Annotated in this window: 21 protein-coding genes; 8 read left to right on the top strand and 13 right to left on the bottom strand. The window is 45.4% G+C overall.

Features of this window, described 5'->3' with window-relative positions; all coding sequences use genetic code 11:
* Positions 1–29 precede the first annotated feature (29 nt).
* On the bottom strand, positions 30–545 hold the full coding sequence (locus tag B5X68_RS05505) for a DinB family protein (RefSeq protein ID WP_082213614.1): 516 nt from the start codon (positions 543–545) through the stop codon (positions 30–32).
* Between the two features lie 98 nt (positions 546–643).
* On the opposite strand from B5X68_RS05505, the gene B5X68_RS05500 reads away from it, so the two are divergent.
* On the top strand, positions 644–1,873 hold the full coding sequence (locus tag B5X68_RS05500) for a metallophosphoesterase family protein (RefSeq protein ID WP_082213613.1): 1,230 nt from the start codon (positions 644–646) through the stop codon (positions 1,871–1,873).
* 38 nt (positions 1,874–1,911) lie between these two features.
* Here B5X68_RS05500 and B5X68_RS05495 read toward each other — a convergent pair whose 3' ends face one another.
* The gene (locus B5X68_RS05495) at positions 1,912–2,103 is read right to left on the bottom strand and encodes a hypothetical protein (RefSeq protein ID WP_082213612.1); all 192 of its coding nucleotides are present in this window, start codon (positions 2,101–2,103) and stop codon (positions 1,912–1,914) included.
* A gap of 156 nt (positions 2,104–2,259) precedes the next feature.
* Between B5X68_RS05495 and B5X68_RS05490 the strand changes: the two genes are divergently transcribed.
* Positions 2,260–3,720, top strand: a complete 1,461-nt coding sequence (locus B5X68_RS05490) for a gluconokinase (protein ID WP_082213611.1) — start codon at positions 2,260–2,262, stop codon at positions 3,718–3,720.
* Positions 3,721–3,783: 63 nt separating this feature from the next.
* Here B5X68_RS05490 and B5X68_RS05485 read toward each other — a convergent pair whose 3' ends face one another.
* From B5X68_RS05485 to B5X68_RS05465, 5 genes are all read right to left on the bottom strand, one after another.
* Positions 3,784–6,162, bottom strand: coding sequence for a TonB-dependent receptor (locus B5X68_RS05485; protein ID WP_082213610.1), 2,379 nt, complete (start codon positions 6,160–6,162; stop codon positions 3,784–3,786).
* Positions 6,163–6,355: 193 nt separating this feature from the next.
* Complete coding sequence (locus B5X68_RS05480; RefSeq protein ID WP_082213609.1) at positions 6,356–6,763, bottom strand: c-type cytochrome; 408 nt, start codon at positions 6,761–6,763, stop codon at positions 6,356–6,358.
* Positions 6,763–7,938 (bottom strand): PQQ-dependent sugar dehydrogenase, encoded by a 1,176-nt coding sequence (locus tag B5X68_RS05475; RefSeq protein ID WP_082213608.1) that lies wholly within the window; start codon positions 7,936–7,938, stop codon positions 6,763–6,765. Before B5X68_RS05475 ends, B5X68_RS05480 begins: the two co-directional genes overlap by 1 nt.
* A 30-nt stretch (positions 7,939–7,968) precedes the next feature.
* Entirely contained in the window at positions 7,969–8,964 is a 996-nt protein-coding gene (locus tag B5X68_RS05470; RefSeq protein ID WP_082213607.1) for an aldo/keto reductase, read from the bottom strand.
* 126 nt (positions 8,965–9,090) lie between these two features.
* Positions 9,091–11,373: a GH92 family glycosyl hydrolase gene (locus tag B5X68_RS05465; protein ID WP_082213606.1), complete on the bottom strand. Its 2,283-nt coding sequence runs from the start codon at positions 11,371–11,373 to the stop codon at positions 9,091–9,093.
* A gap of 137 nt (positions 11,374–11,510) precedes the next feature.
* Here B5X68_RS05465 and hslU point away from each other — a divergent pair, with 137 nt between their 5' ends.
* Complete coding sequence (gene hslU / locus B5X68_RS05460) at positions 11,511–12,905, top strand: ATP-dependent protease ATPase subunit HslU (protein ID WP_082213605.1); 1,395 nt, start codon at positions 11,511–11,513, stop codon at positions 12,903–12,905.
* A gap of 77 nt (positions 12,906–12,982) precedes the next feature.
* Here the strand turns inward: hslU and B5X68_RS05455 are convergent, their stop codons facing one another.
* The 3 genes from B5X68_RS05455 to fmt are packed head-to-tail and all read right to left on the bottom strand — an operon-like array spanning position 12,983 to position 15,250.
* Positions 12,983–13,771, bottom strand: a complete 789-nt coding sequence (locus tag B5X68_RS05455; protein ID WP_082213604.1) for an alpha/beta hydrolase — start codon at positions 13,769–13,771, stop codon at positions 12,983–12,985.
* Between the two features lie 41 nt (positions 13,772–13,812).
* Entirely contained in the window at positions 13,813–14,310 is a 498-nt protein-coding gene (locus tag B5X68_RS05450; protein WP_082213603.1) for a dihydrofolate reductase, read from the bottom strand.
* Positions 14,311–14,329: 19 nt separating this feature from the next.
* The gene (gene fmt, locus B5X68_RS05445) at positions 14,330–15,250 is read right to left on the bottom strand and encodes a methionyl-tRNA formyltransferase (protein WP_262485857.1); all 921 of its coding nucleotides are present in this window, start codon (positions 15,248–15,250) and stop codon (positions 14,330–14,332) included.
* A gap of 231 nt (positions 15,251–15,481) precedes the next feature.
* On the opposite strand from fmt, the gene greA reads away from it, so the two are divergent.
* From greA to B5X68_RS05420, 5 genes are all read left to right on the top strand, one after another.
* The gene (greA, locus tag B5X68_RS05440; protein WP_026630790.1) at positions 15,482–15,964 is read left to right on the top strand and encodes a transcription elongation factor GreA; all 483 of its coding nucleotides are present in this window, start codon (positions 15,482–15,484) and stop codon (positions 15,962–15,964) included.
* 98 nt (positions 15,965–16,062) lie between these two features.
* Positions 16,063–16,392: a hypothetical protein gene (locus tag B5X68_RS05435; RefSeq protein ID WP_082214016.1), complete on the top strand. Its 330-nt coding sequence runs from the start codon at positions 16,063–16,065 to the stop codon at positions 16,390–16,392.
* A gap of 57 nt (positions 16,393–16,449) precedes the next feature.
* Positions 16,450–17,520, top strand: coding sequence for a M42 family metallopeptidase (locus B5X68_RS05430; protein WP_082213601.1), 1,071 nt, complete (start codon positions 16,450–16,452; stop codon positions 17,518–17,520).
* A gap of 150 nt (positions 17,521–17,670) precedes the next feature.
* Complete coding sequence (locus B5X68_RS05425; protein WP_082213600.1) at positions 17,671–18,723, top strand: PA0069 family radical SAM protein; 1,053 nt, start codon at positions 17,671–17,673, stop codon at positions 18,721–18,723.
* A 16-nt stretch (positions 18,724–18,739) separates the two neighbouring features.
* Entirely contained in the window at positions 18,740–20,008 is a 1,269-nt protein-coding gene (locus tag B5X68_RS05420) for an exo-beta-N-acetylmuramidase NamZ family protein (protein ID WP_082213599.1), read from the top strand.
* A 404-nt stretch (positions 20,009–20,412) separates the two neighbouring features.
* Here the strand turns inward: B5X68_RS05420 and B5X68_RS05415 are convergent, their stop codons facing one another.
* The 3 genes from B5X68_RS05415 to B5X68_RS05405 form a co-directional block, all read right to left on the bottom strand.
* On the bottom strand, positions 20,413–21,147 hold the full coding sequence (locus B5X68_RS05415; protein ID WP_082213598.1) for a LytR/AlgR family response regulator transcription factor: 735 nt from the start codon (positions 21,145–21,147) through the stop codon (positions 20,413–20,415).
* A gap of 190 nt (positions 21,148–21,337) precedes the next feature.
* Complete coding sequence (gene eat, locus B5X68_RS05410) at positions 21,338–22,690, bottom strand: ethanolamine permease (RefSeq protein WP_082213597.1); 1,353 nt, start codon at positions 22,688–22,690, stop codon at positions 21,338–21,340.
* 58 nt (positions 22,691–22,748) lie between these two features.
* Positions 22,749–23,534, bottom strand: a complete 786-nt coding sequence (locus tag B5X68_RS05405; protein WP_082213596.1) for a phosphatidylinositol-specific phospholipase C/glycerophosphodiester phosphodiesterase family protein — start codon at positions 23,532–23,534, stop codon at positions 22,749–22,751.
* Positions 23,535–23,679 lie beyond the last annotated feature (145 nt).

The following is a 23,679-nucleotide window of genomic DNA, read 5'->3' as shown; positions in this document are numbered from 1 at the left end:
GGGACCGTTGAAGTCCCTTTCTTTTTTTACTAGAACAACATTTCGTTGGGAGGCGTAGCGCCTTTCATTCGAATGTAAGGAGTTGTTTGTCCCCGGTGGTGCGTCTGGTGCTCAAATGCTTTCTCAAATGCAACGCCAGCCTTCATATCCATTCCGAAAACTTTTACGTCTTTTGCAAGATCCGCTTCCGTCATTCCTTTTAAAGTGTTGATCACAAAATCGTAGCTTTCCATAACAGCCTTCGAGACAGCAGCTTTGGACTGATCGGTCATTTTCTCCGCAGAACCTTCAAAAGGACTTTTCTTGCCCGATGCAGCCGAAACGAATGCGAAATTGGCATCTGCTATATGGTCCATCTGCGCAGCAAATGAACGGATTTCAGGTGTTGGCTTGAAAGCGTAACCAGCATCCGGCATTGCATCCAGATAGGCTTGCGTGTATTTTTTTGCTCTCTCCCAGTCCGCAACTTGTTTAGCGATCATCGTTTGTGCGAATGCCGCACTTGCTGCGAAAAATAACATCAGTGTAATAGTCAGTTTTTTCATTCGATCTTGTGTTTATGGTGGTTGTATAATTTTTGTGAAAGGTAATCAATTAATCATTTTATTTACCGGTAACATCCGACCATCCGCGAATTAACAATATGCCCGAGTCAGCAGAAGACCGAACCAAAAAATACCTGGACCTTGGCCACAGTGAAGCCGAAAATCATGCAAAAACCCAACTCGAACTTTATGAAAAACATGTAAGGGAGACGTCGAGCGTAACCAATGTTGTTTCCAACTTTTTTAAAACCAATCTGTTAGGATTTGCATGGCATTATCTGAAAAGTCGTTTTGGCCCGCGTCATCCTTATCAGGCTTATCCCAGAAACGGGGACACGGGCGTTTATAAATTGCAGTCATCCATTCCTTCAAGAGACGAAATCAGCATCGCGCTGCTTTCCGACTGGGCCAGCGATACGGCCGAATCCGATGCTGTTGCGCATCTGGTTGCCCGCTATACTCCCGATTACACGATACATATGGGCGACATTTATTTCGTGGGCGCGCCAAAAGAGGTCGAAGAGAATTTCACAGCGCCTCACGCGTCGTGGTATTATGGCGCGTCGGGAAGTCTTGCTTTGTCAGGGAACCATGAAATGTATTCCAATGGAAATGCTTTTTTTCAGCATTTGCTGCCTGCGATGTACATTCAGGATGGCGAGATGAAAAAGTCGCAGCAAGCAGGCTTCTTTTGCCTTGAAAACGAACATTGGCGCATTATCGGGATTGATACAGGTTACACATCCGTGGGCCGGCCATTTGTCGAGATTCTCTCCCCGCCCGACTGCCATTTAAAAAAAGAGCAGGTTGCGTGGCTCCGGGACGTTGTACAGCTTGGAAATCCTGACGATAAGCGTGGAATTATTTTTCTGAGCCATCATCCATATATATCTTCATTCAGGGAGGATTATGCAAAGCCCGGCGAGCAAATTCAGGAGCTGATGGGTGAGGTGGCCCGCCCGGTTGTATGGATGTGGGGGCACGATCACAGGCTCGTTATGTATAACTTTGGCACAAATGGTAAAGGGCCTCAGGCTTATGGACGCTGCATTGGTCATGGCGGATTACCCGTCGAAACGGCCATGCCGGTTGGGAACGATCTGGAAAAAATTGGTTACTATGATCGCAGGGTGCGAAAAGTAATTAAAAGGCATGCCCTCGGTTACAATGGCTTCGTCAGATTATTGCTGAAAGACAATGTACTGACTGCTGAATACCGCGACCTGGAAGATCAATGTGTTTTTGAAGAGTCCTGGACGGTGGACACGACAAACGGCCAATTGGAATGGAAAATATTACAATCCATGCCCGAATTGGCCGTTCGTTAAGCTTATAGACGCTCTTTCAACTCATAACGAGTCGTTGATCAATGATGATCGTCGCCGTGGTGACTGTTGTCTTTGTAGAATGCTGCGAATGTCACAACCAGTCCGATCGTTCCCAAAATAAAGGTAAACAGATCTGCAAGTACAGCCAGCAACAAAAATAAAATAATGAATGCTGCGACGTAAACTCCGCTTGAAAGTGAGCTGGATTCGTTATGTGTTGTATCGGACATGATCAAATGTATAAAAATCTTATGCGTTTATTTCTGCGAAAATAACAAATCCATGCCAAGTTGTAGGCAAGATTTCAGATTTTTTGATTTGTTTTAATTAAATAATCGGACTGCCCGGACGGGTTTGCGCCGGCCACTGCCTTTAAATTTTTAAAAATGCCCTACATCATCGGTTGTGATATTGGTACAACAAATGTAAAATGTGTTGCTTTTGATTCCGTTTCAGGTGACATCCTGACTTTACACAGTGAAAGTTATGAAATGTATCATCCCAAGCCAGACTGGAGCGAGCAGGATCCCGATGAAATTTATAATGCTGCCTGCAAAACGATAAAGACAGTCGTCGAAGCCTGTAAAGAACGGGATACATTGCTGGGAATAAGTTTTAGTGCAGCCATGCATGGCGTTTTGGCGTTGGATAAAGACGGAAAACAACTTACGCAACTCATCATCTGGGCTGATAACCGCAGCTCCGACATTGCGCTTAAGCTGCGTACTTCCACAGTCGGCAAAAAAATTTACTATAATAATGGAACGCCGATCCACGCTATGACGCCAGTATGCAAGTTGCTTTGGCTGAGGCAGCATGAGCCTGAAATTTATAAAAAAGCCAGTCGTTTCGTTGGCATAAAAGAGTACATCGTTTATCGCCTCACAGGTAAGTTTGTTGTGGATTATTCCGTTGCCTCTGCCACAGGCATGTTCAATATCCGGGAGCTGAAATGGGATGTTTATACGCTCAAAAAGCTGGGTTTGAAAGCTGAAAAATTATCTGCGGCAGTTTCTCCATACCATATTGAAAAAGTTCCGGCCACAAATGAGGCCGGTTTGCCGGAGGGAACCGCATTGGTGATGGGCGCAAGTGATGGTTGCCTTGCCAACCTCGGCAGCGGTGCAGTCCAGACTGGTTCCATGGCCGTAACCATCGGCACAAGCGCTGCAGTCCGCATTTGTTTTAATAAACCCTATTCTGATCCGCTCATGCAGACATTCTGTTATGTGCTGGATGAACACACATTTATAATAGGAGGGCCATCAAACAACGGCGCGGTCATTTTTGAATGGCTGATGAACACATTTTTTCCAAAGGAAGAATTTGGCAACGTTTTTGAGGAAGCCGCGAAAATCGAACCAGGCTCTAACGGGCTTCTTTTTTATCCCTATCTGCTGGGTGAGCGGGCGCCCCTGTGGAGCTCAACCGTGCGCGGCGGATTTTCCGGACTTGACATTCAGCACACGCGGGCACATTTTGCAAAAGCAGTGATGGAAGGCATTTTGCTGAATTTGTTCGGAATAGGCAAAATATTGATGGAAATGCAGAAAGTCGACACCATCTACGCCAACGGCGGTTTTGCGCGCAGCCCGATCTGGGTCCAGATGCTTTCTGATGTTTTTGGAAAAAAAGTAAAATTGAATGAAACGGTCGAAACAGGCGCGGTAGGAGCTGCTATGATGGGTTTAAAGGCACTTGGCGTGTATAAGCATTATGCTGACATGAAGAATTTCACAACGGTTGGCCAGGAATATGATCCGCATGCAAAAGTGCATAAGTCATATGAAACATTGAGCGGAAAATTCCAAAAAGGCGCTCGCCTGATGATGGCACACGCAGTTTAAAGCAAAACGGGCATTCAGGATTTGAATCGCTGAATGCCCGAAAAGAATATCTGACAAAGCGTTTTAGAATTTGTAAGCCAATCCCAAACGATAGTTCCTCGGCGCTTCCGACTGGGTGTAATAAGCACCCAAATAGTCGTAATAACTTCCGCTGTACAGATATTTATCCAGCACATTGAACACATTTAATGTAAGTCTGATCTTATCCTTTTCCCAGAAAACGCCGCCATCCAACTTGAAGTAATTAGGCAGGTTTTGCTCATTATTGGTCGTGCTCCAGTTAGAAGTGGCACGGTCGATCAGGTAAGTGAATCCGCCGGAAAGCCCGGTGCCTTTTAGTGCACCTTGCTGGATTTTGTAGCTAAGCCATCCGTTAACATTGTGCTTGGCAAAACCCGGGATAATGTCGCCCACTTTAATGGACTGAACACCCTCAGTTACTTTTGTTACTTCGGAGTTCGTATAAGCGTAATTGGCCGTGAGGTTAAGGCCTTTTGCAATGCTTCCGCGGATGTCAAATTCAACACCCTGTGTGCGTTTTTGACCTAAAACAACACTTAATCCTGAATTTGGCGCGCTTAACGGATCTGCTGTAATTTCGTTATTCTTTACAATGCGATAAAAGGATAATGTCGTGTTCCAGCGCCCTTCTGCCCAGTCTCTCTTGAAACCAAGTTCACGGTTGCTCCCGGTAATTGGTTTTGCCGTTCCACCGCCTCTCAATTTTCCGGATTGGGGTAAAAACGCTTCGTCATACAATGCATACACCGAAGTATTTTTGTCAAGCGAAATACTTAATCCAACCCTTGGGGTAAAATGATTGGCTTTATCAGGCGACCCGCCCCAGGCAGACTGACTTACGTGCGTGTAACGTCCGGCCAGCGTCAGCCTGATTTTGTTATCAATAAAACCAAGTTCATCCTGCAAATAAATTCCGGTATATTTCTGATCCATGGTTCCGCCGCCCATCACTGCCCTTGCTTCCAGGTTTAGCGTACGGTCCCACACCGGATAACCGTTATTGGGTGTTCCATAATTAGGATTACGGGGATCAAACAAACCGCCGAGTGTATCCAATGCATGTGATTGCGCCCAATCTGCAAAGTAATTTTTTGTTCCAATGTCAATGCCGCCCAAAATCCTGTGCTGTACACCGCCGGTTTTTACCGAACCATTGATAAATGCCTGTGCAAGCGTCATTTCGCTTTTTGCATCCCAGATTCCCACACTGCGAACCAGTCGGGCATCCGCGCTGACAGAGTCCGGCCACATGCTAGATCCTGTTTGCTGATAGTTGAAGTAACCCACCTGTGCGGTAACTTTCCAGTCGCTGTTGATCTGGTGCTGCAGGTTTAGGAAAAGGCTCTGGTCTTTGATTTTTGTTGGATCCAGTCCCGGAGGCATGGCCGTGAAATCTCTTGCCAATGTTGCATAGCCGTCTGTTGTAAACACATAATAAGAGCCAACATCCGACATTTTTGCGTATTGCATGTTGTATTCCGCAGTCAGTTTTGTCTTATCGTCCAATTGGTAAGAAATGACCGGGGCAATGCTGTAGCGGTTGTTATATTCGAATGAACGGTGCGAATTTTTGTTCTGTCCTGCTACGTTCAGACGGTAAAGCAGCTTGCCGCTTTTATCCAATTTGCCATCCAGATCCAATGTTGCGCGGTAAAAGTCAAAGCTGCCCATCGTGAGGGAAACTTCGCCCTTGGTTTCGCCCGTAGGTTTTTTGGTAACTACATTATAAAGACCGCTCGGATCGCCGTTTGCAAGCATAAAACCAGCAGGGCCTTTCACGAATTCAATGTGATCCACGAAGCTCATATCCTCGGTAAGCGGCCCCCAAAAGGAGCTCACAACATTAAAACCATTGCGGAAAGCCTGAATTTGTGAACCGCGCATGGTAATGTTGGCATACATGTCGCCCCAGTGTTCCAGGCGGGTTGCACCGCTTACATTGCGGATCAAGCCATCGCTCATGCTGATGATCTGCTGGTCAGCCAACACTTTTGACGTTACAACCTGCACATTTTGAGGTGTTTCCAAAATCGGAGTGAGCAATTTCAGACTGGAAGAAACCTGGTCAGATTTGTACGGGTTTCCGCCTTTTACGATAACTTCCTGCAATTGATTGGCACTTTCTGAAAGTGTGAAGGAAACGTTGGCCGTTTCTCCGGCGATTACTTCCACGGGTTTTTCCTGTGTTTCCAGTCCTACGAAGCTCACAAGCAGGGAGTAAGTGCCTGGTTTTACCCTTTCGATGACGAATTTACCCGCTGCGTCCGAGACGGATCCCTTCGAGCTTCCCTTAATTCCGACCGAAACTTGCTCTGCCGGCTGGCCGTCTGAACTTAGGATCTGGCCTGTAATCCTGCCGTTTTGAGCGAACACAGCGGATGCAGATAGTATGAACAGGACAAAAGTATAGATTTGTTGCATTTTATTTAAAATTGGTCTAAATAGTTCCTTTGGTTGGCAAATATCGTACAGCGAATTTCTCTATACAAGTGTTTATTTAGATTTATTTAAAATAGTGCGAGAGATATATTTGGCTCAAAGGATTCAGTATCAGCAAAAAAAACAGGATCGTTTTTAAGGCGATCCTGTTTTTGAAAGAAACTTAAACCTGGACTTATTTCTTTTCCTTGATTTCGTCGACCATTTTTTCGGTGATCATCTTCTTCTCGGACGAATTTCCCCAGGTGTTCATAATGTAATTGGTAACGTCGGCGATCTCGTCATTCCCTAAACCCGGGTTAGGCATCATGTTGTCATAATCCACGCCGTTGACTTTTATTTTGCCGATAAGACCGAATTTGATTGCCTTGATCGCGCTTTCCGGTGTTTCCATCAGGTAATCGGATTTTGCCAATGGTGGAAAAGTCGCCGTAACGCCTTCCCCTGTGCCCATATGGCAGCTTATACAGTTTTCCGAATAAACCATTTTACCACGCTCAATGCTTTTGGCCAGCTCGTCGTCCTGCGGGAGTATCGCAGAGCAGAAAACGAGAGCTGGAATTATTGCAAATATCTTTCTCATTATGATTTAGGGCTGATACGCACAACTTTACCTGAATTTTCCAGCACAACATAAATGTTGCCGTCCCACGCTTGGCGCACATCCCGGACACGGCCTATTTTATCGAAAATAATTTCGCGGCTGATCACTTTATTGCCTTTCACCACCAAATGTTGCAGATACATGAATTTGAGAGAGCCAACCAGCAAGTCGCCGTTCCAATCTTTAAACTTATCGCTTGTCACGAAGGTCATCCCACAAGGGGCGATGGAAGGTTTCCAATAGACAACAGGCTGTTCCAGTCCCGCGCGTGCTGTATCTTTTGAAATAATGCTGTTGTCATAATCTATCCCGAAAGTGATCAGGGGCCAGCCGTAATTCTTGCCTTTTTCAATGATATTGAGCTCGTCACCGCCTTGTGGCCCATGCTCATGCTCCCAGATCACGCCCGTAGTCGGGTGAATGATCATGCCTTGCGGATTGCGGTGTCCATAGGTCCATATCTCGGGCCGCGCACCTGCGGTGCTTACAAACGGATTGTCTTTTGGGATTTTGCCATCTTCGTGTAAACGAACCACCTTGCCCTGATCCCTGCTCAGTTCCTGTGCATTCTGTTTCTGTCCACGTTCTCCAAGGGATAGGAAAACGTAACCTTTTTTGTCAAATACAATGCGTCCTCCAAAGTGCGGATTGCCCTTCACGTTCGGAAGCGCCTTAAACAATGGCTGAATATCGGTAAGCGCATGATCTTTCAGTTTTGCACGCATCAGTGCCGTGTTTGCACCACCCTCATCTCCTTCTTCGCCCGACGCTTTCGGGGATGAATAACTAATGTAGATCCAGCCGTTTGTCTTATAATCAGGGTGTAATGCAATGTCCAGCAAGCCGCCCTGTCCTTTGTAAAATACTTCGGGAATGCCTGTGACCTCTTTTGGGTCAAGTTTTCCGCCTGTTACAAGCCTGAGTTTTCCACCGCGCTCAGTGACCAGCATATCGCCATTAGGCAGCAATGCCGACGCCCACGGCATTGTCAGGCCCGAGGCGACCGTATCCACTTTCAGATCGGCTTCTGTAAATTTCTTCGGTTTTTCCGTTTCAAAACCACTGTTACTCATTAATCCGATAGAGGCAGTAAGCATCAAACCTCCCAATGCAACGGGGAGATATCTTTTCAGTAAAGGAATGTTTTTGTTCATGAAAAAAGGTGAATAAATGTTTGATTAAAATTATTTTACCAATTGTAGTTTGTCCAATTCCTCTGTAATGGTTTTAATTTCTTCCACGGTGAGCGAAATCTCGATTGCCGCAGCGTTTTGCAAAGCCTGGGTTGCGTCTCTTGCTCCCACCAGCGCGATGCTGATCCCTGGTTGCTCCACCGTCCATCGGAGTACGAGCTGGCCAAGCGTCGCGTTTTTTGTCTCGGCAATGGGTTTGATCTTGTCCAGAAAGGCATTAACCCTTTCCAGGTTTTCATCTTTATAAAAATGAATGGACGCGCGGTGATCGTCTGCACCGAATTTATATCCCGGCTTCATCTTGCCCGTCAACAATCCGCGTTCAAGTGGACTGTAAGCCAAAATGGATTTATTGTTTTCAATGCAATAGGGCACCAGTTCTTTTTCAATATCCCGCTTCACCATGCTGTATGGAACCTGATCTGAAACAAGATCAATATACTGCGCTGCTTCACGCATAAGTTCTGCACTGTAATTACAAACGCCGGCATGAAGCACCTTGCCCTGTTTGATCAAATCGGCAACGGCTTCCATAGTTTCCTCAATCGGCGTGGTTTTGTCATGCCAATGTATTTGGTAAAGGTCAATATAGTCCGTTCCGAGTCGTTTCAGGCTGTCTTCACACTCCTTAATGATGCTGTCTTTGGCGGCGTATTTATAAATGTCAATGTCTTCACCTGCATTGTTTTTGCTGTGCATGGCGAAATCCCCTTTGGTCAGATCCCAGCGCATGCCGTATTTGGTCAGGACCTGAACTTTGTCACGGGGCAGGTCTTTGATCGCTTCCCCAACGATTTCCTCACTTAGTCCCTGCCCGTAAACCGGTGCGGTGTCTATGGAAGTAACCCCGGCATGGTATGAAGCCTGAATGGCCTTAACAGCCTCGCTGCGTTCCGTTCCACCCCACATCCAGCCGCCCGCGGCCCAGGCGCCGAACGTAATCACCGAAACTTCCAGATCGGAGTTTCCTAATTTCCTGTATTGCATTGTAAGTTGGTTTAGTTTTATGTGATTTATCAAACAATTATTCCACTTCCCGGAACACTTCACCGACAAGTGGAATAATGATTAAAATTTATTACCAAAATGGCAAACCGAACTGGCTATGGCACTTTATTTCGTCAATGAAAAAGGTGCAGAGTCCGCACTTGCGCCCCAAGTTTTAGAAGGCTGGCTGCCCATATTGAACTGGACCGAGCCGCCTTTCTGAATGTCGGCGTGTTCGAGGAATGTTTTGCCATAAGCTTTACCATTCAACGAAGCGCCCTGAATGTACATATTTGCATCATTCGAGGCCGGAGCCTGCACGGTGAATTTCTTGCCGTCTTCCATAGTCAATGTTGCTTTCTTGAAAAGCGGCGAGCCGATCACATATTGCGTTGTACCGGGTGTTACCGGGTAAAAACCCAGTGAAGAGAACACATACCAGGCCGAAGTCTGGCCATTATCTTCATCGCCGCAGTAACCGTCCGGCGCAGCCTGATAAAGCCTGTTCATCACCTGACGCAGCCAGTATTGTGCCTTATAAGGTGCTCCTGCATAATTATAGAGGTAAATCATATGCTGGATCGGCTGGTTTCCGTGCGCATAGTTGCCCATGTTCATGATCTGCATTTCGCGGATTTCGTGAATGGGGAAACCGTAATAACTGTCATCGAAGATCGGAGGCAATGTGAAAACTGTATCCAGTTTCTGCACAAATGCTTCCCTGCCTCCCACTAAGCCTATTAAGCCTTTAACGTCCTGAAAAACAGACCAAGTATAATGAATGCTGTTTCCTTCGGTGAATGCGTCGCCCCATTTGAACGGGTTAAAAGGCTTTTGGAACTGGCCGTCTTTATTTTTCCCGCGCATCCATTTTGTTTCAGGATCAAACACATTGCGGTAATTCTGGCTTCGTTTCAGATACAGATCCACTTCTTTTTGCGGCTTTTTCAATGCTGTGCCTAGTTGTGCAATGCAAAAATCAGCATAAGCGTATTCCAGCGTCCGCGCCGCATTTTCATTCACTTTCACGTCATAAGGAACGTAGCCCAGCTCATTGTAATATTCGTGACCAAAACGGCCCACAGAACTTACAGGCCCTGCATTTTCCGTGTTTTTGATTACCGCCTCATAAAGCTTGTTGATGTCGTAACCGCGGATTCCTTTAATGTAAGAATCTGCAATTAATGATGCAGAATTAGAACCGATCATACAATCGCGGTGGCCCGGACTAGCCCACTCGGGAAGATAACCGCTCTCGTCGTAGGCATTGGCCAAACCTTCCATAATGTGTGCATTAAGCGTTGGATACATTAATGTAAAGAATGGGAAAACTGCCCGGAATGTGTCCCAGAAGCCATTATCCGTAAACATATAACCTGGTTTCACCTCGCCGCTGTACGGACTGTAATGAACGATCTTGTTGGCTTTATCAAATTCATAAAACTTCCTAGGGAACAAAAGCACACGATACAAGCATGAATAGAATGTGCGGATCTGATCTTTGTTGTCACCCTCAACCTGTATACGCGACAACTCGGCATTCCAGGCTTTCCGGCCTTTTTCCTTCGTAGCTTCAAAATTGTCATTTGCAATTTCACGCTGCAAGTTCAGTTCTGCCTGTTCGGGACTGATGAATGAGGAAGCCACTTTCAGGCCAATTTGTTCCCCCTTTTTTGTTTTAAAACCAACAACTGCACCTGCATGGCCAACTTTCAACTCCAATGTATCCTTAGCTAATGTCTTGCCGTGAAACGCAGAAGAGAATGTGAATGCTTTGTCAAAAACGATGACAAAATAATTTTTAAAATTTGCCGGAACGCCGCCGCTGTTTTTGGTGGTATAACCAATGATTTTGCGTTCGCCAGGGATGATTTTAACGTAAGAACCTCTGTCAAATGCGTCTACAAGCACAAATGAGCTGTCGCTTTGCGGGAAAGTGAAGCGGAATTGTGCAGCTCTTTCCGTCGGTGCGATCTCCGTAGTAACATCATAATCAGCCAGGTAAACCTTGTAATAATGTGGTTTAGCGACTTCGGCTTTGTGTGAAAACCAGCTTGCGCGGCTTTCTTCATCAATTTTCAGCTTTCCGGTGATCGGCATGATCGAAAACTGGCCGTAATCATTGATCCACGGACTAGGTTGGTGCGTCTGTTTGAAACCACGAATTTTTTCGGCGTCATACATATAGGCCCAGCCGTCACCCATTTTGCCAGTTTGAGGCATCCAAAAATTCATTGCCCAGGGCAATGCTATGGCTGGGTAAGTGTTACCGGATGAAAGGCTGAATTTGGATTGCGTTCCCATCAGCGGGTTTACGAGATCTACCAGATTATTATCGGCCGGGGTTTGAGCGAATAGGAATGGTGTGGTTGCAATCAGAAGCGAAAGGGCTTGCAGGAGTTTTTTCATATTGTAAACAAATCTTTTTTACAGAAACTTGAAGAGAAACAAAGGTAGCATGACATTTTGTACCGGCATAATTCTTTACAACCGTATTTAGTAATGACAGCAATTCAATTAATAAGTTACGCATTGATACAAAACACATGACTGAACACTTAAATCGCCTAACCCCACGTCAGATCGTTTTCGAGCTTGACCAGTATATCATCGGACAAAATGACGCAAAACGCAATGTCGCTATTGCATTGAGAAACCGGTGGAGGCGAATGAATAGTCCTGAGGACATACAAAAGGAAATTATTCCAAACAACATATTAATGATCGGCGCCACGGGCGTGGGTAAAACGGAGATTGCACGGCGGCTGGCTAAAATTGCGGATGCGCCATTTGTAAAGGTGGAAGCATCGAAATTCACCGAAGTGGGCTACGTGGGACGTGATGTGGAAAGCATGGTCCGCGATCTGGTGGAACAGGCAGTGGGAATGGTGAGAACGCAGAAAAAAGAAGAAGTGAAGCTCAAAGCCGAGCAGGCTGTGGAAGATATTATCCTGGACGCACTGATCCCGCCGGTTCATGGTTCCAACGCAGTAAGGGTTAAAACAGATAATAATTCCGAGGCTATTCCTGAGGATGACGCCGAGTTGAACCAACGCACCAGAGAGCGCTTCCGCGAGAAAATCCGTAACGGGGAACTCGACAGCCGCAAGATCGACATTGAAGTGCAGCAAAACCAGACGCCCAATGTGGGCATGATCGGCGGTGCTATGGACGATGTTTCGATGATGAACATTCAGGAAATGATCGGTAATATGATGCCGCGCCGGGGGAAAAAACGCAAAGTTACGGTGGAAGAAGCCAGGAAAATCCTTTTGGATGAAGAGGCTTCCAAGCTGATCGATATGGATGAGGTGAAGATGGAGGCCATCAAAAAAGCGGAGAACCTGGGAATCATTTTTATTGATGAAATTGATAAAGTGGCGTCCAGCAGATCGGGCGGTGGCGGCGGCCCGGATGTGAGCCGTGAAGGTGTGCAGCGCGACCTGCTTCCGATCGTAGAAGGAAGCGCGGTGAATACCAAACATGGCGTGATCAATACAGACCACATTCTGTTCGTTGCGGCAGGTGCATTCCATGTCGCAAAACCTTCTGACCTTATTCCCGAGTTACAAGGCCGTTTCCCGATCCGGGTTGAACTGAACAGCCTGACTGAATCTGACTTTTACCAGATCCTGAAAACACCTAAAAACGCCCTTACCAAGCAGTATGTGGCCATGATGGAGTCGGAAGGCGTGGAACTTGAATTTGAAGACGGCGCACTTCGTGAAATCGCGCGGATTGCTTTTGAAGTAAATAGTGAAGTAGAAAATATTGGCGCTCGTCGTTTGCAAACGGTGATGAGCCTGTTACTTAACGATTTTATGTTCGACATTCCGGACGTTATCGGCGCTGATTCCCACATTGTTGTTACGGCCGACCTGGTTTCTGAAAAGCTTTCTGCCTTGGTAAAAAACAGGGATTTGAGCCAATATATTTTATAGTAACATATTGTTTAAAAACGAAAAGGGAGAGCGGCATTCGGCCAGCTCTCCCTTTTCGTTTTTAAATAATATAGATCCTATTCTTCAAAAAATAACCATTTCAGCGCAACTGGAAACTCCTTGCTCCATTGCTCCTCCTTATGTTCGCCTTCCGGATCTATTGAACTCTTGATCTTCACTCTTTTGTAACCAAAGCCTTGATTTTCAAGTGTCTTGTGGAATTTTTCAAAATTAGGAAGCATATTAGCCCCCTCATTTCCTCCGGCATATAAATAGATCCGTGTTTCAAAAGGCTCAAAGAAGTGAATGGCATCGAAATACACTTTCTGCGAGATCCACAGCGAAGGTGAAAAGATCATCAGCCTGCCGAAAACGTGCGGGAACATCAATGCTGCATAAGCGCTCAGCAATCCGCCCACCGAGCTCCCGCCTATGCCTGTATTAAGCCTCTCCGGCTTCGTGCGATAATTAGCGTCGACGTGTGTTTTGAGCGTTTCTACTACGAAACGAAGGAAAAGTGAGCCCAAACCCTTGCCGAGTCGCGGGTTATCATAAGGTGAAAACTCATTGATCCGCTCTTCCTCGCCATGATCGACGGCAACAATGATCACATCTGCTTTATTTTCCTCTGCCAGCAGAGCCAGACTTTTGTCAATTTCCCAGTTGCCATAGGGCGAGCCATTTCCGAACAAGTTTTGCGCATCCGTCATATATAACACAGGATAACGCTGTTCCGGCTTTTCGTAATAATCATGTGGCAAAAGCACATGAACGCGGCGCTTTTTGTTCAGCTGAGGAATTTCAAATGTTTCGGAAAGAACCTCAATGATAGGTGATAGCGCTGTCTTTTCTTCTAAAACTTGCATTGTACTGATAGTCACTTTGGGTTATATGCCAAAGGTACTTATTAAAATTTTTGTTTAATATAATTTACAAATTCAAATTTCCATTTATGTCGCTCATCTGCCTCATGTACAATTCGCTCCGACTCATTCCATGCGTCAGGATCGCTTATTTCGAAAAAAGTATCGCCGTCAACAACCGTCGCAACTTCTGTAACATATAAGCGGTCCGCCAGTGGCTGCGCTAGTTTGTAAATTTCACCTCCGCCGATGATAAATGCTTCTTTTTCTTCAAACTTCCGGGCAACGTCCAGCGCTTCGTCCAGAGAATGTGCGACGAGAATGCCTTCCGCAGCATAATCCTTCTGGCCGGTAACTATAATCGACGTCCTTCCCGGCAAAGGCTTCCCGATTGATTCAAAAGTTTTGCGACCCATGATCATCGGGTGCCCGAGCGTCAGCTGCTTAAACCGCTTCAAATCATCCGGCAACCGCCAAAGCAACTGATTATCCTTTCCAATAGCCCCGTTTTCAGAAACGGCAACAATAATTGATATTAGCATGATGTGTTGTCGTGATTGTTTAAAGCCTGTTCCCCCGCAAAAAATCTCCAATCTCCATCCGCTTCTTACCTTCGAGTTGCAGCGCCTCAATGGAAAGCCAGCCGTCGCCGGTTCGGAAATAGAGATAGGATTTATTGTCTGTTCGGAACTCGCCCGGGACGTCTTTTTCTTCAAACTCTACAACTTTGGATCTGAAAATTTTGCAGGAAAGACCATTAATTGTGGTCCAGGCCGCGGGGTAGGGCGAAAGTCCCCGTATAAAATTGTGGATTTCTACTGCGGGTTTCTGCCAGTCTATTTCGCAGGTTTCGCGGAAAATCTTTGGTGCGGATTTTATTTCAACGGGTTCATTCTGTGGATCTTGCGGATAATTCCCTGCTTCAATGGCTTTGACAGTTTTCACAACCAGGCGGGCACCTTTTTCCATTAACCGTTCATATAACGAACCTGCGTCGTCTTCGGGGTGTATTGGTTCTCTATCCTGGTAAATGATCTTACCGGTGTCAATGTCTTGTTCTATGAAAAATGTGGTGACGCCGGTTTCTGTTTCTCCGTTGATGACGGCCCAGTTGATAGGCGCCGCACCGCGATATTGAGGCAGTAATGAGCTGTGTAAATTGAATGTGCCTTTGGGCGGCATGTTCCAAACCACTTCGGGCAACATCCGGAATGCCACGACAACCTGCAGGTCAGCTTTATAAGATCTTAACGTTTCCAGAAATTCGGGATTTTTTAACTTTTCAGGCTGCAAAACAGGGATGCCTTGCGCTTCTGCGTATAGCTTTACGGGCGATGCGGTTTGCTTTTGCCCACGCCCAGCCGGCTTGTCGGGAACAGTTATTACAGCCACAACATTAGAATTGCTTTCGACCAGACTTTTTAAACTTGGGACCGCAAATTCGGGCGTTCCCATGAAAATTATTCTTAATGGGGTTGACATAGATTGTTACCGCTTTTGGATAAAAAATGGTGATACCATTTACAAATATTGTTATTTTTGTCGTTCTTAACAGAAAATTATGATCCAGACGAAATCATATACGAACCGAAAAGATAGGGTCTTCTAGCCTTCTACTACGAGTGTTGTAACTCTTGTAGAGCGGTCTTAGAGCCGTTCTTTTTTTTTATCCAATTTTCAAAAATTTAAAGACTTGTAAACCAATTTAAGGTCATGGCTAAAATTTCATACTATACGGAAGAAGGATTAAATAAGCTGAGGAATGAGCTGAATGATATGAAAACAAAAGGCCGCACGGAGATTGCAAAACAGATTGCAGAAGCGCGGGATAAGGGTGATTTGAGCGAGAATGCAGAGTACGATGCGGCAAAGGATGCGCAGGGAATGCATGAAATGAAGATCGCCAAGCTTGAAGAGATCATGTCAAATGCGCGGGTGATCGATGAGTCGTCGATTGACACTTCGCAGGTTGCGGTGCTTTCCAAAGTGAAGATCAAAAACCGTAAGAATGGAATGGAAGTTACATATACTTTGGTTTCAGAAGAAGAGGCTGACCTTAAAACTGGAAAGATCTCAGTAGGATCGCCGATCGGGAAAGGCTTGCTTGGAAAGAAAGTTGGGGACACCACCGAAATTAAGGTTCCTGCAGGATTGATGGAATTTGAAGTCCTGGATATCAGCAGGTTCAGCGAATAATTTCGCACTGCATAATTAAGATGTTGGATTGGAGAATGTTTGATCATTCGCAATCCAACATTTTTGTTTTAAATTGGTTTGGATCAGGAGTAGCCGCTATGAAATTCAGAGGGATCTTATTGAACGTTTCTTTCCTTTGGGTGGAGGGTATGGCATTGTTTCCCTTCATTTTGGTGAGAATAAATCCATGCAGCCGCTTCCTAATTAACCACGAGCAGATCCATTTGCGACAACAAGTGGAATTGGGTTTGATTGTCTTTTATATTTGGTATTTTGCCGAATATTTGATCCGCCTGATCCAGTACAAAAAGCATTATCTGGCCTATCTCCACATTTCGTTCGAGCGGGAGGCATATCAGCACCAGGCAGATCTGGATTATCTCAAAAAACGGCGGTTATGGGCCTTTTGGGGCTATTTAAAACAATAGAAAACGCTTATTATGGCATTATTCAACAGCATTTTAAGTAAGTAATTTTGATAAAATATGTCAGATCAAAGCAGAGAATTTCTTTATAAATACCTGAACAATGCATCGCCGACCGGGTTTGAGGCAAGCGGTCAGCAAATATGGCTGGATTACATTAAGCCTTACATTGAAGAGACCATTGTGGACGTCTACGGAACTGCCGTTGGCGTCATTGGCGGAGGCCAGGATTACAAAGTTGTGATTGAAGCACATTCCGATGAGATTTCCTGGTTTGTCAACTACATCACAGATGACGGTTACATTCATGTGCGCCGGAACGGTGGTTCGGATGCGATCATTGCACCTTCTATGCGCGTGAATTTACACACGGGTAAAGGTGTCGTAAAAGGCGTTTTCGGCTGGCCAGCGATCCACGTACGCGATATCGCAAAGGATTCTGTGCCGAAGGTGCATGAATTGTTTATCGATGTAGGCGCGTCCAAAAAAGACGAAGTGCTCGAAATGGGCATTCACGTAGGAACTGTTGCCACATTTGCAGACGGACTGGATGAATTGAACGAAAAATATTATCTGGGACGCGCGCTGGACAACAGAATGGGCGGTTTTATGATCGCTGAAGTGGCGCGCATGCTGCATGAAAACAATGTGCGGTTGCCCTTTACATTATATGTAGTGAATGCAGTTCAGGAAGAAATTGGCTTGCGTGGGGCGGAAATGATCTCGCGTCGTTTGAAACCAAATCTTGCGATCGTGACGGATGTGACGCATGACACGCAGTCGCCGATGTATAATAAAAAGGAACAAGGCGATCTTAAAAGTGGTGGCGGGCCCGTGATCTGCTATGGGCCAGCCGTGCAGAACAATGTACGCGACATGCTCATCCGCGTTGCCGACGAGAAAAAGATTCCCTTCCAGCGTCAGGCAGTAAGCCGTTCAACAGGAACCGATACGGATTCATTTGCTTACTCAACAGAAGGCATCGCTTCCGCATTAATCTCCCTTCCTCTGAAATACATGCACACAACCGTAGAAATGGTGCATAAGGAGGATGTTAAGAATGTAATTCAATTAATGTACGACGTCTTGCTGTCACTGAAAGGCGACGAGGATTTTCGTTATATAAAATAATTTTGACCGGATCTCCGGGCGATGAGTGAATGAGTGAATGAGTGAATGACTGAATATTCACTCATCGCCCGGCGACCCGGTCGCTCATTCAAAATTGAATTCACACACAACTTCCTTAAAACTTCATCAACATCATGATCATCATGAACAATGGACAACAGGGCTCGTGGCCGTGGGGCTGCTATCAACACCCACAACAAATTTTTTAAGCATGAAATAGAATACACATCAGAGGATTGGCAGCAATGGGAGGAACCGGCTGTAAATCCGAAAACGCAGTTCATAGAGGAGCATTCCAAAACATTGCTCAGCGTCTCGGATAGTCCGGATCTTGGACATTTTCACTCAATTAATCCTTATCGTGGCTGCGAACATGGGTGCATTTATTGTTATGCACGCAATTCGCATGAATATTGGGGATATTCTGCAGGGCTGGATTTCGAAACGAAGATCATCGTCAAGAAAAATGCGCCCCAGTTGCTTGAAAAACTATTTAATTCAAAAAATTGGGAGCCTAAGGTCATTCATTTTTCCGGAAATACCGATTGTTATCAGCCTGGGGAAAAGAAATACAGACTGACGAGGCAAATGCTTGAAATTTGTCTGAGATATCGAAACCCGGTGAGTGTTTTGACAAAAAATGCTTTGGTACTAAGGGACCTGGACGTGCTGGAAAAACTTGCAAAGCTTAATCTGGTGCATGGAGCGATTTCAATCACTTCACTAAATGAAGACCTTCGCAGCGCGCTTGAACCCCGGACCGTGACTGGGAAGCGTCGATTGCAGGTTGTGAAAGGATTAACCGACGCTGGCGTGCCCATGGGTGTGATGACGGCGCCCATTATTCCCGGACTGAATGATCACGAGATTCCGGCTATTGTCCAGGCGGCGGCAGAAAACGGCGCATTGTGGGCAAATTATACGATTGTGAGGCTGAATGGTGCCATTTCCACGTTGTTTGAAGAATGGATCAATCACCATTTCCCCGACCGGGCAGCAAAAGTGCTGAACCAGATTGCGGAATGTCATGGCGGAAATTTGAATGATTCTCGTTTTGGCCTCAGAATGGTGGGAGAGGGAAATTTCGCAGAAAACATTAGACAACTTCACGCGCATGCCTGCCGTAAATATTTCAAAGATGTACAGTTACCCGCACTCGATTCATCACAATTTATGAGAGCCGGACAAATGCGTTTATTCTAAAATCAATCCTGAATCCATGAGACCAATTTTCACATTACTAAGCCTCACACTATGCATTTGCCTGTTCAGCAACTGCGTTAATTCCTCCTCGCAAAAAACGCCCGCAATAACAGACAGCGATTCTTTGAATGTTCACAAGAATGCAATCGCACCGGCAAAGTTGCCGGTGACGGGGGCGGATCAGGTTTCGGAATATCTGGATTATCTAAAAGGCAAAAAGATCGGGATTTTGGTGAATCAGACATCAATCATTGGCAAGACGCCGATTGTGGATAGCCTGGTTGCGTTGGGTGTGAACATTGTCATGATTTTTGGCCCTGAACACGGTTTTCGCGGAACCGCCAGCAATGGTGATAAAGTAAGCGACAGCGTGGATCCGAAGACAGGCATTCCAGCCATTTCACTTTACGGTAAACAGAAGAAGCCAACCAAGGAGCAAATGGCGGGCATTGATCTGATGATATTTGACATTCAGGATGTTGGGGCACGTTTTTACACTTATATTAATACATTAGGGCATGTGATGGAAGCCTGTGCGGAGACAAATAAGGAAATGCTGATCCTCGATCGCCCCAATCCGAACGGATTTTTGGTAGACGGGCCGATCCTGGAAGACCATCTGCGTTCGGGAATAGGCATGTACAAAATTCCCATCGCACACGGTTTGACAATCGGTGAATTTGCCCAAATGATCAATGGTGAAGGTTGGCTGCCCGGTAAAATGCAATGCAAATTGAAGATCATTAAAGTGGCAAATTATAATCACAAAACGCCTTATACATTGCCGGTAATGCCTTCTCCAAACCTGAACACGCAGCAATCTGTAATGCTTTATCCGCATATATGCATGTTTGAGGGCACAATTGTGAGTCAGGGACGCGGAACTTACATGCCATTTACTGTCCTCGGCGCGCCATTACTGAAAGGAAAATTCGACTTCGTCTTTACGCCGAAGAGCATAAAAGGCATGAGTGAAACGCCATTACACCAGGACCAGGAATGTTACGGCATTGACCTGCGGAAATTTGATATTTCGAAACTTGAAAAATCGGAAAAGCTTCAACTGAACTGGATCATGGATATGTATAAAGCCTATCCCGACAAGGCGAAATTCTTTGATATGAGCCAGAGCAAGCAAATGGGAAGCATTGACAAGTTGGCAGGCACTGAAAATTTTAAAAAGCAGATCATAGCAGGCGCTTCGGAAGAGGAAATAAGGAAAAGCTGGGAGCCGGGACTAGGTCAGTATAAGGATATGCGTAAGAAATATCTGATCTATCCCTGAATTTTACGACGCTTATAAAAAACAAAACATCCCAGGGAATGTATCCCGGGGATGTCTAATTATTCTCAACGATATTAAAATAAAAAAATACTAATGGTAATGATTTAGTTTAGGTCTGGTATGGTAAATATTGTGTGCGTCAAACTTGTATGTATGCAATGATGTCAATTAATAGCATTTACGTTTTTCGAATTGAAATGGATGCCTGAGCTTTTAAATTATTCTCTAAATGTTGAAGCTCAGGCAGCTATCTCAAAAACACTTGTTAAAAATAGAAGAGGATTTTACGTGTTGTAATAATAATTTGTAGCAGGATCACCGACAAATGAATGTGGTGAAGTAACCGATTTCCGGGGTGAATGATAGAAATGGGAGTGTCTGGCACAAAGCCTTTTAGGGTCTTTTCAGGAGAAAGTTTTTACACGGCTCAGCAGTTCATTTCTGTTATCATTTGTAATCGGAATTTCGATGTCATTGATCATCACATGAATGTAATTGATGGATGTTATGGCATTGAGATTAATGATAAATGACTTGTGAACACGGAAAAAATAATTCGCCGGAAGTTGCTGAAGCATATTTTTCAACGTCTCGCGAATGGTGTATTTCTTTTTCTTGGTGTGCAGCTCGAGATAGTTGTCGTCACTGCGAATGTATAAAATATCCGCCAGGAGGATTTTGGTGAACATATGCTTCTCTTTAATGAAGAGTGCATCTTTGATAACCGTTGAATCCTGTTTTTCCTCCTGATTCGATTCTCCCGCCAAAGCCGCCAGGCGATAGTTCTTCAAAGCGAGCTTTACTGCAGTATAAACCGTGATTTTTTGACAGGGTTTTTGAAGAAATGCATGCGGAGAAGCTTGCAGAGCCGCATTTACGATCGCAATATCTTCGTGGCTGGAAAGAAACAAAAAAGGGATCTTAAAATTTTCCCGGATGTGATGCGCAAGATCTATCCCGGTTTGGTAACCGTTCAAGCTGATATCCAAAACTGCAAGATGGAAAACCTTGCCATTTAGCAGTTCAACAGCTGTGCTGTAATCCGTTGCCACGTCGTTCGCGTCATAGCCAAAGCCGTTGAGTAAATATTGAAGATGTTTTGCTACAATTAGGTCGTCCTCAACAATTAAAATATTCATTCTGGATTTTAAAATTCAATCCCTTGCTCTGAAAGATCAGCGTTGCGAGCAGGGACATTGTTAGCGTTTTCAAAAGTTGCAAGTTTCAGGTTACCGTTGAGTAAAAATTCCAGATTAATGTACGAATTAGTTGGCAATTAAGACCATTTTTTAAAAAACAATTTAGTAACCGGTAGAAACTATCTCGGCCTTATCCTTTTAAATTGCTTTCGGTGATCTTCACGTCCCTGGCAACTTTATGTCTGCCGGTTGCCATGTAGAGCAAGGTAACCAATATGAGCCCCGCAAAGAACCATACACTTAGCATAATGTTGTAGTAGACGATAGCAATGAGGCAGACGATTGACAAAATGAGTGCGATGATAGGAAAGTAGGGGTAGGCAGGCACAGCAAAAGGCCGTTCCAAGGCGGGCTCTTTGCGGCGAAGTTCAAAGAGGGCAACCATGCTGATAATGTACATCACGACCGCGCCCAAAGCTGCAAGAATAATAACCTGATCTGTGGTGCCCAGTTTTAGCGCAACGCATCCGACAATTCCCCCTCCGATCAGCGCCCAGTGCGGCGTTTGGAATCTGGCATTCACATTTCCTAAAAAAGAGGGGAGCAGACCAGCCCTGGCCAATGCGTAAATTTGTCTTGAATAACCGATGATCGTTCCGTGGAAAGACGCTATAAGCCCGAATAATCCCAGGCTTGCAAAAAGCTGTGTAAGGCCGTTATCGCGTCCCAGTACAATGCCCAGGGCGGCAGGTAAAGGGTAATCGATTTCGCTTAAAAGCCGCCAATGTGCCACGCCTCCGGTAAAAATCATGACGGCTAGAGCAAGCACAACCAATGTTAAAATCCCATAAATGTAACCTCTTGAAATGGTCCGTTTGGGGTCCTCTACTTCCTCGGCCACCATTGCAACGCCCTCGATGGCCAGATAAAACCAGATCGCAAATGGTAACGCAGCAAAAACGCCAGGCCAGCCAAACGGCATCGGTTCGGTTACAAAGGTTTCATAAGAAAAATGGGGAGCGACAATGCCGATATAGATCAGCAACTCGGCGACAGCCAGCAAAGTTACCACGAGTGAGAACATTGCAGACTCCTTGATTCCCATTAGATTGATTAATATAAAAATAACATAACAGGCAAAAGCTATATCCAGCACTTCCAGCGAGGGGTAAAGAAAATGGGTGTAACTGCCCAGTGCGAAGGCTATTGCTGTGGGTGTTACCAAAAATTCCACGAGTGTAGCGTAACCGGCAATAAGCCCTCCAAACCAGCCAAATGCGCGCTGCGAATAGGAAAATGGCCCGCCAGCTTGCGGAATGGACGTAGTTAACTCGGTGAAACTGAAAATAAATGTGACGTACATCAGCGTCACCACCAGCGTGGCAATCAGAAATCCGACCGTGCCTGAAACACCCCAGCCATAGTTCCATCCGAAATATTCACCGGAAATCACCAGCCCGACGGCGATCGCCCAAAGATGAATTGGTTTTAAAACTTTTTTGAGCGTGGTGCCGGGCGCCGGATCGCGTTGTTGGGATGACATGCAGGAAAGGTTATACCATTGAAAAAATGTGAAAACACTTAGATTCTATCCCGAAAAGCTAGCGCGGCGCAGTTCGAAGATAATCGCCCATTTCTTTGACTTTGTCTGTGTTCAGATAATCCACACCCAAAGTCATGAATATTTTCCAGGAATTAATGTTGTCTGGCGTTGCCCATAGTCGCATTTTTTTGCCAAGGTCGTGCGTTTGCTTAATCACTTTCTGAATCGTCTTCTTATCCTTTTCGGGCAAAGGGCCTTCGCCGTTCCATTTTGAGTATTTTCCAAATCCCTGACTGATCAGGCCGACACGTTTGAGTTGATCGGGCGTGTAGGTGATCTCTGGCCGGCCGTCGAAAAAAATGAAGTCGGGATATTTTCCAAAATCGGCGGGGTCCGGCGTGTTGCCGCTTACGACAATCATTACATTGCCGTTTGGCGCGAAAATGTGCTTATGCGGTTCCAGCTCCCTGACCAATGCGTCAAGTGTTTCCCTAGCGCCCGTTTTCAGGTCGATCAGAAATTGAAGCGGCACTTCCTTTTGTGCATAGATACTTCCGCCGTTCTTTTCAACGCTCGCAAGGATCGGCTGAATGTAAAGTGTATTTAAAGTTCTTTTCGGATGAATGTCTTTTAGGTTATGCGCCACGAAAAGCGTGTCATTTACCAAAAAAAGATCCGCTTCGACGGAGCCGAACTGCTGATCGTAAGCTTCCAGGAAAGCGCCTTTTCGTTCATAATCATTATGGGAATGCGCTTGTGCGGTGGTGTAAGCTTTAATGTCCTGAGCGTCCAACATCCTGACGGAAAGCAGTATGAGGATGAGTAGCGTAGCGATTTTTTTCATGGAATGTGGTGGGGTTGGCAGTCGGAAAATTAAGTAATTATATGGTCTCAAACACATTGTTTTCGCGTTTGATTTCACCCAAAAGAATTTTCTACGGAAAATTTGTCATTTATTGAACAAAATATCAATGGATGGATAGATGCGT

Origin of the sequence: Dyadobacter psychrophilus, assembly GCF_900167945.1 — a bacterium.
Classification (GTDB): Bacteria; Bacteroidota; Bacteroidia; order Cytophagales; family Spirosomataceae; genus Dyadobacter; species Dyadobacter psychrophilus.
The sequence above is the reverse complement of the archived record's forward strand: the minus strand, read 5'-3'. Positions and strand labels throughout refer to the sequence as shown.

Excerpts from the sequence above, each read along its gene's own strand:
- B5X68_RS05505 (WP_082213614.1), bottom strand. The coding sequence starts at position 545 with ATGAAAAAACTGACTATTACACTGATGTTATTTTTCGCAGCAAGTGCG.
- B5X68_RS05500 (WP_082213613.1), top strand. The coding sequence starts at position 644 with ATGCCCGAGTCAGCAGAAGACCGAACCAAAAAATACCTGGACCTTGGC.
- B5X68_RS05495 (WP_082213612.1), bottom strand. The coding sequence starts at position 2,103 with ATGTCCGATACAACACATAACGAATCCAGCTCACTTTCAAGCGGAGTT.
- B5X68_RS05490 (WP_082213611.1), top strand. The coding sequence starts at position 2,260 with ATGCCCTACATCATCGGTTGTGATATTGGTACAACAAATGTAAAATGT.
- B5X68_RS05485 (WP_082213610.1), bottom strand. The coding sequence starts at position 6,162 with ATGCAACAAATCTATACTTTTGTCCTGTTCATACTATCTGCATCCGCT.
- B5X68_RS05480 (WP_082213609.1), bottom strand. The coding sequence starts at position 6,763 with ATGAGAAAGATATTTGCAATAATTCCAGCTCTCGTTTTCTGCTCTGCG.
- B5X68_RS05475 (WP_082213608.1), bottom strand. The coding sequence starts at position 7,938 with ATGAACAAAAACATTCCTTTACTGAAAAGATATCTCCCCGTTGCATTG.
- B5X68_RS05470 (WP_082213607.1), bottom strand. The coding sequence starts at position 8,964 with ATGCAATACAGGAAATTAGGAAACTCCGATCTGGAAGTTTCGGTGATT.
- B5X68_RS05465 (WP_082213606.1), bottom strand. The coding sequence starts at position 11,373 with ATGAAAAAACTCCTGCAAGCCCTTTCGCTTCTGATTGCAACCACACCA.
- hslU (WP_082213605.1), top strand. The coding sequence starts at position 11,511 with ATGACTGAACACTTAAATCGCCTAACCCCACGTCAGATCGTTTTCGAG.
- B5X68_RS05455 (WP_082213604.1), bottom strand. The coding sequence starts at position 13,771 with ATGCAAGTTTTAGAAGAAAAGACAGCGCTATCACCTATCATTGAGGTT.
- B5X68_RS05450 (WP_082213603.1), bottom strand. The coding sequence starts at position 14,310 with ATGCTAATATCAATTATTGTTGCCGTTTCTGAAAACGGGGCTATTGGA.
- fmt (WP_262485857.1), bottom strand. The coding sequence starts at position 15,250 with ATGTCAACCCCATTAAGAATAATTTTCATGGGAACGCCCGAATTTGCG.
- greA (WP_026630790.1), top strand. The coding sequence starts at position 15,482 with ATGGCTAAAATTTCATACTATACGGAAGAAGGATTAAATAAGCTGAGG.
- B5X68_RS05435 (WP_082214016.1), top strand. The coding sequence starts at position 16,063 with ATGAAATTCAGAGGGATCTTATTGAACGTTTCTTTCCTTTGGGTGGAG.
- B5X68_RS05430 (WP_082213601.1), top strand. The coding sequence starts at position 16,450 with ATGTCAGATCAAAGCAGAGAATTTCTTTATAAATACCTGAACAATGCA.
- B5X68_RS05425 (WP_082213600.1), top strand. The coding sequence starts at position 17,671 with ATGGACAACAGGGCTCGTGGCCGTGGGGCTGCTATCAACACCCACAAC.
- B5X68_RS05420 (WP_082213599.1), top strand. The coding sequence starts at position 18,740 with ATGAGACCAATTTTCACATTACTAAGCCTCACACTATGCATTTGCCTG.
- B5X68_RS05415 (WP_082213598.1), bottom strand. The coding sequence starts at position 21,147 with ATGAATATTTTAATTGTTGAGGACGACCTAATTGTAGCAAAACATCTT.
- eat (WP_082213597.1), bottom strand. The coding sequence starts at position 22,690 with ATGTCATCCCAACAACGCGATCCGGCGCCCGGCACCACGCTCAAAAAA.
- B5X68_RS05405 (WP_082213596.1), bottom strand. The coding sequence starts at position 23,534 with ATGAAAAAAATCGCTACGCTACTCATCCTCATACTGCTTTCCGTCAGG.